Origin of the sequence: Psychrobacillus psychrodurans (assembly GCF_050209195.1) — a bacterium.
Classification (GTDB): Bacteria; Bacillota; Bacilli; order Bacillales_A; family Planococcaceae; genus Psychrobacillus; species Psychrobacillus psychrodurans.
In genome coordinates, this window is record NZ_CP189791.1 from 1,113,771 (window position 1) to 1,129,277 (window position 15,507).

Genomic DNA, 15,507 nt, shown 5'->3' on the forward strand with positions numbered 1-15,507 from the left:
ATATAAATGATAGTAACAACCGAGGCATGGGGAAACATTCCTTTATTACATATTTATAAAGAAGATACAAAAAAAGATGCTTCAATTGTCATCTTTTTACACGGATTTGAAAGTGGAAAAGAGCATAACCTACATTATGCATATCAGCTTGTTCAACAAGGTTGTCGAGTCATTCTACCAGATGCACATTTGCATGGAGAACGAGACGAGAAATTAGATGATGTAGAAATCAGCTTACGTTTTTGGGAAATTGTTTTAACTTCTATTGAAGAAGTTGGACATATTAAGCATGAATTAGAAAAGCGTGGCTATTTCAACGGACAAAAAATTGGTATCGGTGGAACTTCTATGGGTGGGATTACTACTTTAGGTTGTTTAACGGCATATCCTTGGATTGATGCTGCTGCTATTATGATGGGAACACCTGGTTATGTAGAACTTGCCAAAGCGCAAATTGCTTCCGTAGAGCAAAAAGGATTCAAAGTACCATTAAATGCAGAAGAGAAGAAAAATATGTTCGACACCTTATCGACTTTTGATGCATCAATTCATTCGGATAACCTTATTGAAACACCACTATTTTTCTGGCATGGAGAAAAGGATCCTGTTGTACCATATGAACCAACTGCCCAATTCATTGCCGCTCTCAGAAAACAATATGATAAACAGAATATAGTCCTAATGAATGAAAAATCAGCAGGACATGCAGTATCACGAAAAGGAATGCTAACTTCTATGCAGTGGCTTGCAAACAGTTTGGCATAAACTGACGAGTTTGATATGATTAAGATATAAAGTGAAACTTCTATTATTGGGAATTTTTTTATCCCCATTAATGGAAAAGGAACTTAGGCAATTCCTGAGTGACCAACATCTTGTTGGTCCGAACCAATCGGCGAATTACAGGCTGTTTATTATCACCATTTCCTCTGATTTTCTTTTGAAAAGTTGAGATGGTAGTATTTCCGCCTGTTAAACCAGAATAGAATAGAGGAGGTTTTCAAAATGAGTCAAGATACAGAGCAAGATATGAAGGATAGTATGATGGCCGCTCTTGAGAATGTTATCGACCCTGAACTAGGTATTGATATTGTCAATTTAGGTTTAGTATATGATGTACAATTAGCAGATGAAGATATTGCAAAAGTTACAATGACATTAACATCCATCGGATGCCCAATGGGTCCACAGATTGTCGATCAAGTAAAAACTGCACTTGGTGAACTACCTGAAGTAAAAGATACAGATGTAAATATTGTCTTCAACCCACCATGGTCAAAAGACAATATGTCCCGCTACGCTAAAATAGCTCTTGGGGTAAGGTAATAAAATATACCATATATAATAAAAGTCGAATCATACAAGATTCGACTTTTATTATTATGGAGTTCACCCCAATCTAAACCGTTTATCACCTACAGCAACTTGAAGTAAACCCAACCCACTCAGAACTCAACCAAATAAAATCTTACCAATAAAAAAAGCCACTGAAATATTTCAGCAGCTTCCTATACTAGTCAATCCGACAAATATGAAGTGGGCAGTTATCACATTCTACTTCCGTTCGTAAAAACTGTAAATCATGAATCGTAATCATTCCCTTGTCTAAAGAAAGCACATCTTTTTTCTTTAGATCATTTAAAATTCGGTTTACGACCTCTCGACTTGTCGCACAGAAGTTGGCTAGCTCCTGATTGGTCATAGCATAGTCAATGAGAATGCTTCCATCCTCCTGTTTTATCCCATAAGTATTTGTTAATCGTATTAAGGTGGATAATAACGCACCCTTTTTCCCATGAAGCAACAAGTCTCTAAAGCGAGTCTCGTTTTTCAAACTATGCATTTGCATTACTTGAATCCATTCCATCATGAGAGACGAACAATCTGATAAATATTTTTCCAACGTTGTGCGTGGTAATACTAATAATTGAGTTGTTTCTATCGCATTAGCTGAGACAGAATGATAAATAGTTTCGCAGAAAATAGATGTTTCTCCGATAAATGTATTATTTCCAGTAATTCGTAAAGTCAACATCTTACCGCTTTCAGTATCCTTACTAATGCGTACTGTACCTGTTTTGATGAGGTAGATATCTTCTGCACTTTCACCTTCTAAGAAAACAGGACGATCCTTATCTACTTTTAAGTTGGTTCCAAATTGTTCGAACAGTGCATGTATACCCTGTGAATTGGAGCTATGTTCATTCATAATTATTACTTCCTTTCCTTCATTCACATTCGTTTTCATGTGCACCTTCTTATATAATAGCATATTTAGAAGATATATTAGAGAAATACTATTAGCCATATTTCTTTACAAAGTTATTATTAAGGACTTATACTTATAATAGTCAAAGAAGGTCAAACTAATTTCATAAGGAGAGGTTTGCATATGCAAATGAAACAACAAGATGAAAAAAGTCCTTTAGAAACGTACGGTAGAAATCTAGTAACTGCAGTTAGAGAGGGGAAAATGGATCCTGTTATTGGCCGCGATCAGGAAATTAGAGATGTTATTCGTATCCTTTCAAGAAAAACGAAAAATAATCCTGTACTAATTGGAGAACCAGGGGTAGGGAAAACAGCTATTGTAGAAGGTTTAGCACAGCGAATTGTGCGTAAAGATGTACCTGAAGGATTGAAAGAGAAGGAAATTTTTGAGCTTGATATGAGTTCCTTAATCGCCGGTGCAAAATATCGAGGAGAATTTGAAGAACGTCTTCAAGCGGTTTTAAAGCAAGTGAAAGATAGTGAAGGACAAATTATTTTGTTTATCGATGAAATTCACACAATAGTTGGTGCTGGAAAATCTGATGGTGCAATGGATGCTGGGAATATGCTTAAACCAATGCTAGCACGAGGTGAGTTACATTGTATTGGAGCTACTACACTTGATGAATATCGAATGTATATTGAAAAAGATCCAGCTCTTGAAAGACGCTTTCAACAAGTGATGGTAAGAGAGCCTTCAATAGAAGATACAGTATCTATTTTACGTGGACTTAAAGAACGTTTTGAGCTACATCATGGTGTGCGAATACATGATCGGGCAATCGTTGCAGCTGCCGAGCTTTCTAATCGTTATATTACAGAAAGGTTTTTACCTGATAAGGCAATCGACTTAGTCGATGAGGCATGTGCAATGATTCGAACAGAAATCGATTCAATGCCACAGGAGCTCGATGAAGTTACAAGAAAAATGATGCAGCTTCAAATTGAAGAACAAGCATTAATGAAAGAAAAAGACGATGCAAGTAAGAAAAGACTAGAACAATTGCGTAAAGATTTGAAAGAACTAGAGGCTTCGACTAGTGAAATGCGAAATAAATGGCAATTAGAAAAAGAAGCCATTCAAGTAATACAGCAAAAACGAGAAGTACTGGATCGTTATCGTCGAGAATTAGAAGAAGCTGAAAACCAATACGACTTAAACAATGCAGCTGAACTTCGTCATGGGAAAATTCCAACACTAGAAAAAGAACTTCAAGTATATGAAAATCAAATCAATGAAGATTCAGAAACACGGTTACTGCGCGAAGAAGTAACAGCAGAAGAAATTGCCTCAATCGTATCCAGATGGACGGGAATTCCAGTTACAAAACTTGTTGAGGGCGAAAGAGAAAAACTTTTAAGGCTGAAAGAAACACTAGGAGAGCGCGTAGTGGGACAAGACCAAGCAGTTCAATTAGTAACAGAAGCTGTGTGGCGTGCAAGAGCGGGTATTAAGGATCCAAATAAACCAATTGGTTCTTTTCTATTCTTAGGACCTACTGGTGTCGGAAAAACGGAACTTGCTAAATCACTAGCAGCTAACTTATTTGATTCTGAGGAGCACTTTATCCGTATTGATATGTCTGAATACATGGAAAAACATAGTGTTTCCCGTTTAGTTGGCGCGCCGCCAGGATATATCGGTTATGAGGAAGGTGGCCAATTAACCGAAGCAGTACGTAGAAATCCATACTCAGTAGTGCTGCTAGATGAAATAGAAAAAGCGCATCCAGATGTTGCTAATATTTTATTACAATTGATGGACGATGGAAGAATTACAGATAGCCAAGGAAGAATTGTTAACTTTACGAATACCATTGTTATTTTGACTTCCAATATTGGTTCAGTATATTTAGCGAATACAACGGGGGAAGTCTCTGAACAAGAAGAAAACCTTGTTATGAGTGCATTACGTGAGCATTTTAAACCGGAATTATTAAATCGATTAGATGACATCATTATGTTCCACTCATTGACAACGCACCATTTTATTAAAATTACGGAGAAATACGTGAAACAACTTCAAAAACGATTACAGCAACAAGAAATTGAGTTACAGGTGGATAAATCAGTGACACAGTGGATTGTTGAAGAAGGAACAGATGCTGCATTTGGAGCGAGACCATTAAAGCGTTACATCCAACGTTATTTAGAAACAGCAGTGGCCAAACTTTTAATCGGAGGTACCGTTCTTCCGGGCAGCAAAATAGTGGCTATAATGGAAGAAGATAAACTAAAAATATCGATTGAGAGCTAATCGGTAAATACACCATAGATAACTCACCTATAAATTGTGATTTATCTATGGTTTTTTGATGAAAAGAAAATATGCTCTAGCACCAAGCTTTCTCGTAAAACGTGTATATGAGCTTTTCTATCTTGAATAGCTTATAATTGCTTTCATATAAAAATGAACATGCAAAATCCACAGGAATTTTAGGAATATAAAAACAGCCTCCCAAGAAGGAAGGCTGTTTTTTAGTGATGTGCTTTAGCTACTGGTTCGTTTGGAATGATTGCAGCAATGATTAAAACCATAATTGCAACTGGAATGGACATGATAATACCATTCATGAATACAAACTCAACGTTTTGAACGGAACTTACTACGTAATTTAACATAGAAACTAAAAGTACTGACCAGACAAATGTCATTATATATTGCATGTAATTTCACCTCAGGCGCTAATTTTATATATGTATCATACCATAGCATAGCATATTACAAAAGAATATTTGGTAAAAGAAACTCTGTTGTTGAAAAATATACATAAATTCGTTATTATTAATACCAGGTACTAATAATAGATTATAAGAAAAGAGGAACATTCATGAATGCAGGAATAATTGGTTTAGGTACATATGCACCTGAACATATTTTGACAAATGAAGACCTTGAGAAAAGAATGGATACATCTGATGAATGGATAAGAACGATGACTGGTATAGAAGAACGTAGAATTGCAGACTCAGAAGAAAACACTTCTCATATGGCGGTGAAAGCTGCTAAAGAGGCAATAAAAGATGCAGGAATTACTGCAGATCAAATTGGCTTAATAATTGTAGCAACGGTAACTCCAGATCGACCATTTCCAAGTGTTTCAACTATGCTACAAGAACAACTTGGTGCAACAAATGCCGCTGCAATGGATTTGTCGGCAGCATGTGCAGGATTTATATATGGGATAGTAACAGCGAAGCAATTTGTGGAGTCTAATACTTACTCACACGTCCTTGTAGTCGGAGTAGAAAAACTATCTAAAATTACTAATTGGGAAGATAGAAACACAGCAGTTTTGTTTGGAGATGGTGCTGGCGCTGCGATAATAGGTAAAGTTTCTGAAGGTCGTGGTATTTTATCCTTCGAGCTTGGTGCTGATGGTAGTGGAGGCAAGCATTTATCGCAAGAAGGTCCGCATCTTCAAATGAACGGACGAGAAGTTTTTAAATTTGCTGTAAGACAGATGGGTGAATCTGCTGTAAATGTAATAGAAAAAGCTGGGTTAAATAAAGAAGAAATTGACATGTTAATTCCACATCAAGCCAATATCCGTATAATGGAATCTTCTAGAGAAAGACTAGGGTTACCTATTGAAAAAATGTCTAAAACGATCCATAAGTATGGTAATACATCTTCGGCTTCCATACCTCTATCTCTAGATGAAGAAGTGAAAAATGGTAAAGTAAAAGACGATGATGTCATTGTAATGGTTGGTTTTGGTGGAGGTTTAACTTGGGGCGCAATTGCACTAAAATGGGGAAAATAAACTTACAATTTGGAAGGATGAATAATTCATGAAGAAACGCAGGGTAGTAGTAACTGGTTTAGGCGCTGTTACACCACTAGGTAATGATATTGAAACAACTTGGTCGGGTATAAAAGAAGGTAAATCTGGTGTAGGTATGCTAACAAGACTAGATGCATCACAATTTGCAGCAAAGGTTGCAGCTGAAGTGAAAGATTTTGATATTGAAAAGTATATCGAAAGAAAAGAAGCACGAAAAATGGATCGTTTTACCCATTATGCATTAGCTGCATCTATCATGGCGATGGAAGACGCAAATCTTACCATTACAGAAGAAGTGGGTCTTCGTACAGGAGTGTGGATTGGCTCTGGGATTGGTGGAATGGAAACTTATGAGGCTCAATTTCGTGTTTTCTTAGAAAAAGGAGCACGCCGAGTTAGCCCATTTTTTGTTCCAATGATGATTCCAGATATGGCAGCAGGGCAAGTGTCAATTCATTTTGGCGCGAAAGCTATTAATTCATGCTCGGTAACTGCTTGTGCATCCGGTACAAATTCTATTGGAGATGCATTTAAGGTGATTGAACGTGGAGATGCAGACGTAATGATTACAGGTGGTGCAGAATCTCCAATTACTCACATGTCGGTAGCAGGATTTGTATCAAATACAGCACTTACGTTAAATACTAATCCGGAAAAAGCTTCTCGTCCATTCGATGCCAATCGTGATGGATTTGTAATCGGAGAAGGTGCAGGGATTATTATTTTAGAGGAATATGAACATGCCGTAGCTCGTGGTGCGAAAATTTATGCAGAAATTATCGGATATGGTTCCACAGGTGATGCGCATCATATTACGGCTCCAGCTCCGGGTGGAGAAGGAGCAGCACGTGCGATGAAACAAGCGTTAGAGGATGCGACAATCACACCAGAGCAAGTCGATTATATAAATGCACATGGAACGAGCACTCCTTATAATGATCATTTTGAAACAATGGCAGTGAAAACTGTTTTTGGAGAGCATGCATATAAACTTGCGATGAGTTCTACAAAGTCAATGACGGGTCATCTTCTAGGAGCCGCTGGTGGAGTGGAAGCAATCTTCACTGTTTTAGCATTAAAAGAAGGAATTTTACCACCGACGATGAATCTAGAAACTCCAGATCCAGAATGTGATTTAGATTATGTGCCAAATGCCGCTAGAAAAGCGGATATTGAGTTCGCTATGAGTAATTCATTAGGTTTTGGTGGACATAATGCAAGTATTTTATTCAAAAAAATATAAATTCTTCTCAAAAAGCATTTCCAAGTAAAATTTGGAAATGCTTTTTTATATGTTTAAATATCAACGATTTAAAGCGTTGTAACACTAGTGCTTTAGACGAGAGAACAACGTTTTAATAAGATAATTTGTTGAAACATGACGAATGGTTAATATTGCAAAAAATAATTTTAACTATTAAAAGAGATCCAAATGTATTGGTATTAATAGATTTATAGCGTGACCAAATATTCAAAAAAGACTAAATTGAGTAAATAATAAAAAAATAATATTGCGATTGTAATAAAACTGTAATAGACTTTATCTTAAGAATTAAATAAACAGAAAAATGTAAAAATTGAATAAGTAATTATCTTGCTAAATTAATAGTTTAGAAAAGTGATGATTGAAAGGAGTAATACGTTGAACAACTTAGATCAGCTTTTAATGATACAAGACCTACATACTGGTTTTCGCATAAAAGATACATATTACGATGCGGTTGATGGTGTATCCATCACCTTAAGAAAAAATGAAATACTTGCAATAGTTGGTGAATCAGGTTGTGGGAAATCTACTTTAGCAACTTCTATCATTGGATTGTATGATCATAACAAGACAAGAGTCCAAGGAGAAATTCTTTATAAGGGGAAAAACCTTGCGCTATTGGAAGAGGAAAAGTTAAACGAAGTTCGTGGGGAAGAAATAGGAATGATTTTCCAAGACCCGCTATCTGCTTTAAACCCATTAATGAGAATTGGAGAGCAGATAGAAGAAGGACTTGTGTATCATACTAAAATGTCAAAACAAGAGCGAAATAACCGAGTTTTAGAACTGTTAAAACAAGTAGGAATACCCAACCCAGAGCGAATTTCTAGACAATTTCCCCACCAACTTTCGGGTGGGATGAGACAACGTGTTATTATTGCGATCGCTATTTCTTGTAAACCGAATATCATTATAGCTGATGAACCAACAACTGCACTTGATGTTACTATTCAAGCTCAGATTTTGGATCTGTTGAAAGAGCTTCAAAAGGAAACTGGAGCAGGTATCATATTAATCACACATGATTTAGGTGTAGTAGCAGAAACAGCAGACCGTGTTGCGGTTATGTATGCAGGTCAGGTTATTGAAGAGGCTCCTGTAGAAGAGTTATTTGCAAATCCTAGACATCCTTACACACGTTCTCTACTAAATTCTATACCACAGATGAATAGTGAGAATGAAAAGCTCCAAGTAATACAAGGGATGGTCCCATCATTAGTAAAATTACCGAGAGTAGGATGTAGATTCGCAGATCGTATTCCGTGGATTCCGGCAGAGGCACATGAGGAAAATCCAAATATGCATGAAGTATCTCCGGGTCATCTTGTTAGATGTACATGCTGGCAACACTTTCACTTTGAGAGTGAAAAAGGAGGTAATTCTCTATGAGTTTCATGCAAATTAAGGACTTAAAAGTGCATTACCCTATCCGTGGAGGATTTTTCAATACAATAGTGGACAATGTGTACGCGGTAGATGGAATAAGTCTAGAATTTGAAAAAGGGAAAGCGTACGGATTAGTAGGTGAATCAGGCTGTGGGAAATCTACAACAGGAAAATCTATTATAGGATTAGAGAAAATTACATCTGGAAGTATTATTTATGAAGGTGAAAATGTTACAAACAAAGCTAGAGGCAGAAATTCAGCTTATAACCGAGACATTCAAATGATTTTCCAAGATGCGCATTCTAGTTTGAATCCCCGTAAACGAGTACAGGATATCATCGCAGAACCTATTCGGAACTTTTTAAAACTTTCTCCTGGTGAAGAAAGAAAAAGAATTAATGAATTACTAGCAATTGTAGGTATGAACGAGGAAGCAAGACTTAAATATCCACATGAATTTTCAGGTGGACAAAAGCAGCGTATCGGTATTGCTAGAGCGATTGCCAGTAATCCTAAACTAATTATTGCAGATGAACCAGTATCCGCACTTGACTTATCAGTTCAAGCACAGGTTTTAAACTTCTTAAAAGATATCCAAGAGGAGTTTGGGTTAAGTTTCTTATTTATATCCCACGATCTTGGAGTAGTCAAACATATGTGTGATAATATCTCGATTATGTACAAAGGGCGTTTTGTAGAGTCCGGTAATAGGAAAGACATTTATACAAATCCTCAACATATATATACAAAGAGATTACTTTCGGCAATTCCGGAGGTAAATCCAACAAACCGCGAAGAGCGAAAGAAAATTCGAAGAGCGGTAGAAGTAGACTATTTAACGAATCATCATGATTATTATGATGAAAATGGAAGAGTATTTGATTTACAAACTATTTCCGAAACACATCAAGTAGCAACAAATGCTCAGAATAAAGGGGGCATGTAGTATGTGGAAAACAATAATTAGACGAATTCTTATCATGATTCCACAATTATTTGTACTTAGTCTTTTAATATTTATTATGGCAAAGTTTATGCCTGGTGACCCTTTCACTGGACTAATCACTCCACAAACTGATCCTGCTAGGCTCGAGGAGCTTCGGATTAAAGCTGGTTTCTATGATCCATGGTATGTCCAATATGTGAATTGGATTGGAAATGCATTCCAAGGAGACTTCGGACGAAGTTACACATTTAACGTGCCGGTAGCTAATTTAATCGGAGACCGTGCAATGCATACATTATGGTTATCTTTACTTAGTGTCTTTTTACTATATTTAATCGCTATTCCTTTAGGAGTATTATCTGGTAGATACCACGATTCATTCCTAGACAAAACGATTGTTTTCTATAGTTTTATCGTATATGCAATACCAACATTCATTTTGGGGTTGATCAATCTGTTCTTCTTCGGTTATGAACTAGGTTGGTTCCCAACAAGTGGGACGGTAGATATCAAATACGACTCAGGTACGCTCGGCTACTTATGGAGTAAGTTCTACCATATATTATTACCAGCCATTACCTATGCTTTACTTGCTACTACAGCAATCATTCAGTATTTACGCACGGAAATTATCGATTCGAAAACGATGGATTATGTTCGTACCGCAAGAAGTAAAGGTATTCCTATCAACAAAGTATACTCACGTCACATATTCCGTAACTCATTGTTACCGATTGCAGCATTCTTAGGTTTCACGATCACTGGACTTTTAACCGGATCTATCTTTATTGAAACCATTTTTGGGTATCCAGGTATGGGTAAATTGTTCATTGAGGCAATAAGTGGGCGTGATTATAGTGTAATTACAGCACTTGTTATGCTTTTTGGATTCTTAACATTATTAGGAAGTCTATTATCCGATATCATCATGAGCATTGTTGACCCTCGAATTAGGATTGACTAACAAAAATAATGGATAAGGAGAGTCCAGAACATGAAAAATACTGAAGCTATTGAACCAACCAAAGAGATGAAAGCAAGCTCTCCCACGACAGGTTTTCAAGTTATAGCGCGGGAGTTTATGAAAGATAAACTAGCTATGTTCTCGCTTATATCTTTAATTATTGTGATTGGAGGAATTTATTATTGGGCCGCCCAAATAGACCAAACACAATTGATGCGAATAAGTTTAAGAGACAAGCTAGCAGAACCAGGAGAAAAATTCTGGTTAGGAGCAGATAAAGGTGGACGTGATATCCTTGGACAATTAATAGTAGGTGCACGAAACTCTTTGACAATTGCAATTGCAGTTACGCTCATAACTGGTTTTATAGGTGTTGTAATTGGTTTAGTGACAGGATATTTTGGAGGATGGATTGATAATATCTTCATGCGCATTATCGATTTCTTCATTACTATTCCGACATTAATGATCATTATTGTATTTGTAACTATGGTTCCAAAATATACTATTTTCACGTTTATTTTGATCATGAGTGTATTTTTATGGGTTAGTACTGCGAGGCTTATTCGAAGCAAGGCACTAACTGAAAGTAGGAGAGATTATATTAGTGCTTCGAAAACGTTAGGTACAAATAATTTCGTCATTATTTTCAAAGAAATGATGCCAAATTTAAGCTCTATATTAATCGTAGAAATGACCTTGAACTTTGCAGGAAATGTAGGATTAGAAACTGGACTATCGTTTTTAGGTTTTGGTTTACCACCCTCTACACCAAGTTTGGGGTCACTTGTAAGCTATGCGTTCGATCCATTCATTATGGAAAATGCATGGTGGAACTGGTTACCGGCAGCGTTACTAATCTTATTACTTATGTTAGCGATCAATTACGTTGGTCAGGCCATTCGACGATCTGCTGATGCACGTCAAAGACTTGGTTAAAAACTGTTATTAGACGCAAGTGCGTTTGATATATATAAAGAGATAAAAAAAGGAGGAAAAAGAATGAATAAAAAGCTTATAGCTCTATTGGCACTGCTGTTAACTCTTATGTTAGTTCTTGCCGCTTGTAATTCAGATGATGATTCAGCAAAACCTGCTGATGAGCCGGACAAAACAGAGGAGGATACAGTTAAAGAAGATCCAGAAGAAGGTGCAGAAGAAGATGCTGAACAACCTGCTTCAGATGATTTATTTCCAGTAGTATTGGATAATGAAGGAGAAGCTATTGAAGGTGGAACTTTACAAGTTGCATTAGTAAACGATTCTCCATTCCAAGGTATTTTCGCTTATGTACTATATGAAGATGCTTATGATGATGAGATTATGCAATTTGCTAGTAACTCACTTTTTGATACTGATGGAGATTTCCTTTTAACTGATACTGGTATTGCTTCATTAACAGTAGATGGAGATAATAATAAAGCAACAATTAAAATTAGAGAAGGGGTAAAATGGTCCGATGGAGAACCTCTTAAAGTTGAAGACTTAATCCAACCATACCTTATTATCGGTCACCCTGATTATGCTGGAGTTCGTTATGATTCTGATTTCCAAAATATCGTTGGTGCTGTAGAATACCATGATGGAAAAGCAGATACAATTTCTGGTTTGAAAAAAGTGGATGAAACTACCTTAGAAATTTCGTTTAACAAAGTATCGCCTGCAATTTACTCGGGTGGAGATGGACTATGGGGCTATGCTGAACCAAGTCATATTTTAAAAGATATTCCTGTTGCAGAACTACTTGAACATGACGCAATACGTAAAAACCCAGTTACTTTAGGGGCATTCAAATTCGAAAAAATCGTTCCAGGTGAGTCTGTACAATTTGTACGCAATGAGCACTACTGGAAAGGTCAATCAAAACTTGATGGTGTAATTGTTAAGACTGTTCCAAGTTCATCAGCTGCTAAAGCTATTGAGACTGGTGAGTACGACATGGCGCTTTCATTCCCAACGAGCGCATATGAAAATATAAAAGATCTTGAAAATATTACACTCCTTGGTCGTCAAGAATTATACTACTCATATTTAGGATTCAAACTTGGTAAATATGATTATGACGCAAGTCTTGCAATTACAAATGAAGCAGAAGCGAAAATGGGTGACAAAGTATTACGTCAAGCAATGGGTTATGCTTTAGACGTTGAGCAAGTTAATGAAGTATTCTACTTCGATTTACGTGAACGTGCTAACTCTCTAATCCCACCTGTTTTCAAATCTTTCTATGATGGTTCATTAGAAGGATATAACTATGACGCTGAAAAAGCTATTAAACTTTTAGACGACGCTGGTTATAAGGATACAGATGGCGATGGTCTTCGTGAAAACCCTAAAGGGGAAAAATTATCAATCAAACTTGCTGCAATGGCTGGTGATGAAACTCAAGAACAAGTAATCTCTTATTACTTACAAAATTGGGGTGAAGTTGGTTTAGATGTACAATTAGCTACAGGTCGTCTAATCGAATTCAACACATTCTACGATAAAGTCCAAGCAGATGATCCAGAAATTGACATCTTTATGGGCGCATGGGGTACGGGTACAAATCCATCTCCAGCTGGACTATACTCTAAAACAGCAGTTTATAACTTCAGCCGTTACACATCAGATGCTTTAGAAGGTCTATTAACTGATATCGATTCTAAGGACGCACTTGATCCTAAGTTCCGTTCTGATAAGTTCCGTGAATGGCAAGAATATATGGCAGATGTTTCTGCTGTTATTCCATTACAATTCCGTTACGAGTTACGTCCAATTAATAATCGTGTGAAAAACTATGACTTCGGTCATGAAACAGAAATCGATCCTTACGAGATCGAGTTACTTGCTGATACTCCAGTAAAATAGTATATAAAAAAACCGCTGCTAAATGAAAGTTTAGCAGCGGTTTTTCATATAGTCTTATAAGGATGTGATACTAATAAGACTATTAATATTTTTAATCAGTTATGGAATAGCAGTAATTAGCTGCTCTCACTTAGTACTTTATTTAAACTTTTTATCACTAGGATACTCATGGAGATCTGTACTCATGTATATGATAGAGTCAACAGACTTTGTATTTTTATGCCTAGCCTTACTATCTATTACCGTTGTAGTCTTCTTCCGAGGCCCATTGCGGCTTCCATCTTAGTCAATGTATCATTTGCAATAGCCTGTGCTTTTGTAGCTCCTAAGTCTAGAATTTCATCTAGTTCAGAAGAGTTTAGCAACTGCTCATATCTTTGTTGAATAGGAGTAAGATGATCGATTATAACACCAGCTACAGAAGCTTTAAAGTCTCCATATCCTTTTCCTTCATATTTTTGTACAAGTGTAGAAATTGAAACGTCCGTTAAAGCGGATTCAATGGTTAATAAATTGGAAACGCCGGGTTTGTTTTTAGGATCGAATGTAACGATACCTTCAGAATCTGTAACAGAGCTTTTAATTTTCTTTTCAATTTCCTTTGGACTATCTAAAAGGCGTATCGTAGCTTTTTGATTTGGATCTGATTTACTCATTTTCTTTAGTGGGTCTTGTAAGGATTTGATACGAGCCCCATTTTTAGGTAACTGTATTTCAGGAATTGTAAATACCTCTCCGTAACGTTTGTTGAACCTTTCAGCTAAGTCACGTGTCAATTCAACATGTTGGGTTTGATCGTCTCCAACTGGTACGATATCTGTTTGATACAAAAGTATATCTGCTGCCATTAATGGAGGATAAGTTAACAATGCAGCAGAAACAGCATCTTTACCAGTAGACTTATCTTTAAATTGAGTCATTCTTTCTAATTCACCGATATAAGAGATACACTGCATAATCCATCCTGCTTGTGCATGTGCAGGAACTTCAGATTGCACAAATAATGTAGACTTCTTTGGATCAATACCGACTGCAATATATAACGCTGCTAAGGAACGTATATGACCGCTCAATTCTTTTGGATCCTGTGCAATTGTAATAGCATGTTGATCTACAATACAAAACACACAATCAAAATCATTCTGTAATGCAGTGAACTGTCTGAAAGCACCGATGTAATTCCCAAGGGTAATAATACCTGTTGGCTGTACGCCTGAAAAAATTTTCTTCATTTTTCGAGTCTCCTTTTCTTATTTAGAAAATAAAAAAACATCATGCATCCCTATAAAAGGGACGAACGATGTTAAATCCGTGGTACCACCCAGCTTGCTAAAATAATTAGCCACTCTTCTTCGTAACGTGAAGGGGACGGTATATGCTACTTACTTTCACATATACTGCTCAGAAGCCCATTCCATTTAAAGTATGATCTGTTTGCAGCAACCACAGACTCTCTAAGCATACATAGGTAAATGTACTTTTCTTCCTCAAAGCTCATTATTTTGTTTTGATTATTATATATAGAAGGAACTCAAAAATCAAGTACTCCTAGTTACTATAATAAATGAATAAAGCGATACACATACAAAATAAGCTAGAGAGACCTAATGCAATAATTGGCTTATGTGGAAAAGAAAATATCTGAGACGGTAACCGCATCTGTTCTGCCTCTTTTTTCATATGTTTAGGGGTAAAGACTTTACGTGTACTTTCAGTAAAAAAGTCAAAAAAACCACCTGATACGACATATGTCATTAAACCAACAAAAGTAATTGTTCCACCAACAAAAAAGGACATGTTTATGTAAGGGATGAGTTGAATATTTTTATAAACTAAAAGCATTAGCGCAAAAATAATTACCTGACAACCAAGAAAGTATATCAATTTTTTTTTCATATTTCACCTCTATCAATTTTAAATTATAAAATAGACTCAGAAAATATGCAAAAAATTGATTATTTAAATTAACAAAAATAAACAATTTCTTTTCCAAACATTCACAATTGTTAGGACAATGTAATGATTTTGTTACAC

Annotated in this window: 14 protein-coding genes and 1 other annotated feature; of the genes, 10 read left to right on the forward strand and 4 right to left on the reverse strand. The window is 36.3% G+C overall.

From position 1 onward, the window contains the following. Positions 1 to 6: 6 nt before the first annotated feature. Both ACQCPR_RS05125 and ACQCPR_RS05130 read left to right on the forward strand, forming a co-directional pair. Positions 7 to 765: a prolyl oligopeptidase family serine peptidase gene (locus ACQCPR_RS05125; protein WP_090563239.1), complete on the forward strand. Its 759-nt coding sequence runs from the start codon at positions 7 to 9 to the stop codon at positions 763 to 765. Between the two features lie 240 nt (positions 766 to 1,005). Then, a complete protein-coding gene (locus ACQCPR_RS05130; protein ID WP_090563238.1) occupies positions 1,006 to 1,326 on the forward strand; it encodes a metal-sulfur cluster assembly factor in 321 nt (106 codons plus the stop codon). Positions 1,327 to 1,513: 187 nt separating this feature from the next. Here the strand turns inward: ACQCPR_RS05130 and ACQCPR_RS05135 are convergent, their stop codons facing one another. Next, positions 1,514 to 2,248, reverse strand: coding sequence for a Crp/Fnr family transcriptional regulator (locus tag ACQCPR_RS05135; protein WP_427138402.1), 735 nt, complete (start codon positions 2,246 to 2,248; stop codon positions 1,514 to 1,516). Between the two features lie 144 nt (positions 2,249 to 2,392). Here ACQCPR_RS05135 and ACQCPR_RS05140 point away from each other — a divergent pair, with 144 nt between their 5' ends. Continuing rightward, on the forward strand, positions 2,393 to 4,528 hold the full coding sequence (locus ACQCPR_RS05140; RefSeq protein WP_427138403.1) for an ATP-dependent Clp protease ATP-binding subunit: 2,136 nt from the start codon (positions 2,393 to 2,395) through the stop codon (positions 4,526 to 4,528). Positions 4,529 to 4,749: 221 nt separating this feature from the next. Here the strand turns inward: ACQCPR_RS05140 and ACQCPR_RS05145 are convergent, their stop codons facing one another. Then, positions 4,750 to 4,938, reverse strand: a complete 189-nt coding sequence (locus ACQCPR_RS05145) for a YjzD family protein (RefSeq protein ID WP_090563235.1) — start codon at positions 4,936 to 4,938, stop codon at positions 4,750 to 4,752. 164 nt (positions 4,939 to 5,102) lie between these two features. On the opposite strand from ACQCPR_RS05145, the gene ACQCPR_RS05150 reads away from it, so the two are divergent. From ACQCPR_RS05150 to ACQCPR_RS05180, 7 genes are all read left to right on the forward strand, one after another. Further along, positions 5,103 to 6,038 carry a beta-ketoacyl-ACP synthase III gene (locus tag ACQCPR_RS05150; RefSeq protein WP_090563233.1) on the forward strand — a complete coding sequence of 312 codons (936 nt, stop codon included), beginning with the start codon at positions 5,103 to 5,105 and terminating at the stop codon, positions 6,036 to 6,038. 28 nt (positions 6,039 to 6,066) lie between these two features. Further along, positions 6,067 to 7,302, forward strand: a complete 1,236-nt coding sequence (gene fabF / locus ACQCPR_RS05155) for a beta-ketoacyl-ACP synthase II (protein WP_427138404.1) — start codon at positions 6,067 to 6,069, stop codon at positions 7,300 to 7,302. A 423-nt stretch (positions 7,303 to 7,725) separates the two neighbouring features. After that, positions 7,726 to 8,715, forward strand: coding sequence for an ABC transporter ATP-binding protein (locus ACQCPR_RS05160; protein ID WP_427138910.1), 990 nt, complete (start codon positions 7,726 to 7,728; stop codon positions 8,713 to 8,715). Further along, positions 8,712 to 9,659, forward strand: a complete 948-nt coding sequence (locus ACQCPR_RS05165) for an ATP-binding cassette domain-containing protein (RefSeq protein ID WP_241596284.1) — start codon at positions 8,712 to 8,714, stop codon at positions 9,657 to 9,659. Before ACQCPR_RS05160 ends, ACQCPR_RS05165 begins: the two co-directional genes overlap by 4 nt. A gap of 1 nt (position 9,660) precedes the next feature. Beyond that, positions 9,661 to 10,623: an oligopeptide ABC transporter permease gene (gene opp4B / locus ACQCPR_RS05170; RefSeq protein ID WP_427138405.1), complete on the forward strand. Its 963-nt coding sequence runs from the start codon at positions 9,661 to 9,663 to the stop codon at positions 10,621 to 10,623. Between the two features lie 30 nt (positions 10,624 to 10,653). After that, the gene (locus ACQCPR_RS05175; protein WP_340879283.1) at positions 10,654 to 11,562 is read left to right on the forward strand and encodes an ABC transporter permease; all 909 of its coding nucleotides are present in this window, start codon (positions 10,654 to 10,656) and stop codon (positions 11,560 to 11,562) included. A 63-nt stretch (positions 11,563 to 11,625) separates the two neighbouring features. Beyond that, positions 11,626 to 13,473: an oligopeptide ABC transporter substrate-binding protein gene (locus ACQCPR_RS05180; protein ID WP_427138406.1), complete on the forward strand. Its 1,848-nt coding sequence runs from the start codon at positions 11,626 to 11,628 to the stop codon at positions 13,471 to 13,473. Positions 13,474 to 13,712: 239 nt separating this feature from the next. On the opposite strand, the gene trpS is transcribed toward ACQCPR_RS05180, so the two are convergent. Continuing rightward, the gene (trpS, locus tag ACQCPR_RS05185) at positions 13,713 to 14,705 is read right to left on the reverse strand and encodes a tryptophan--tRNA ligase (RefSeq protein WP_427138407.1); all 993 of its coding nucleotides are present in this window, start codon (positions 14,703 to 14,705) and stop codon (positions 13,713 to 13,715) included. A 54-nt stretch (positions 14,706 to 14,759) separates the two neighbouring features. Further along, positions 14,760 to 14,973: a binding site (T-box leader), on the reverse strand. A gap of 48 nt (positions 14,974 to 15,021) precedes the next feature. Beyond that, complete coding sequence (locus ACQCPR_RS05190; RefSeq protein WP_427138408.1) at positions 15,022 to 15,369, reverse strand: DUF3899 domain-containing protein; 348 nt, start codon at positions 15,367 to 15,369, stop codon at positions 15,022 to 15,024. Between the last annotated feature and the right edge of the window lie 138 nt (positions 15,370 to 15,507).

What these genes read in the sequence shown, in the direction of transcription:
- ACQCPR_RS05125 (WP_090563239.1), top strand. Translation starts at nt 7, where the DNA reads ATGATAGTAACAACCGAGGCATGGGGAAACATTCCTTTATTACATATT.
- ACQCPR_RS05130 (WP_090563238.1), top strand. Translation starts at nt 1,006, where the DNA reads ATGAGTCAAGATACAGAGCAAGATATGAAGGATAGTATGATGGCCGCT.
- ACQCPR_RS05135 (WP_427138402.1), bottom strand. Translation starts at nt 2,248, where the DNA reads ATGAAAACGAATGTGAATGAAGGAAAGGAAGTAATAATTATGAATGAA.
- ACQCPR_RS05140 (WP_427138403.1), top strand. Translation starts at nt 2,393, where the DNA reads ATGCAAATGAAACAACAAGATGAAAAAAGTCCTTTAGAAACGTACGGT.
- ACQCPR_RS05145 (WP_090563235.1), bottom strand. Translation starts at nt 4,938, where the DNA reads ATGCAATATATAATGACATTTGTCTGGTCAGTACTTTTAGTTTCTATG.
- ACQCPR_RS05150 (WP_090563233.1), top strand. Translation starts at nt 5,103, where the DNA reads ATGAATGCAGGAATAATTGGTTTAGGTACATATGCACCTGAACATATT.
- fabF (WP_427138404.1), top strand. Translation starts at nt 6,067, where the DNA reads ATGAAGAAACGCAGGGTAGTAGTAACTGGTTTAGGCGCTGTTACACCA.
- ACQCPR_RS05160 (WP_427138910.1), top strand. Translation starts at nt 7,726, where the DNA reads ATGATACAAGACCTACATACTGGTTTTCGCATAAAAGATACATATTAC.
- ACQCPR_RS05165 (WP_241596284.1), top strand. Translation starts at nt 8,712, where the DNA reads ATGAGTTTCATGCAAATTAAGGACTTAAAAGTGCATTACCCTATCCGT.
- opp4B (WP_427138405.1), top strand. Translation starts at nt 9,661, where the DNA reads ATGTGGAAAACAATAATTAGACGAATTCTTATCATGATTCCACAATTA.
- ACQCPR_RS05175 (WP_340879283.1), top strand. Translation starts at nt 10,654, where the DNA reads ATGAAAAATACTGAAGCTATTGAACCAACCAAAGAGATGAAAGCAAGC.
- ACQCPR_RS05180 (WP_427138406.1), top strand. Translation starts at nt 11,626, where the DNA reads ATGAATAAAAAGCTTATAGCTCTATTGGCACTGCTGTTAACTCTTATG.
- trpS (WP_427138407.1), bottom strand. Translation starts at nt 14,705, where the DNA reads ATGAAGAAAATTTTTTCAGGCGTACAGCCAACAGGTATTATTACCCTT.
- ACQCPR_RS05190 (WP_427138408.1), bottom strand. Translation starts at nt 15,369, where the DNA reads ATGAAAAAAAAATTGATATACTTTCTTGGTTGTCAGGTAATTATTTTT.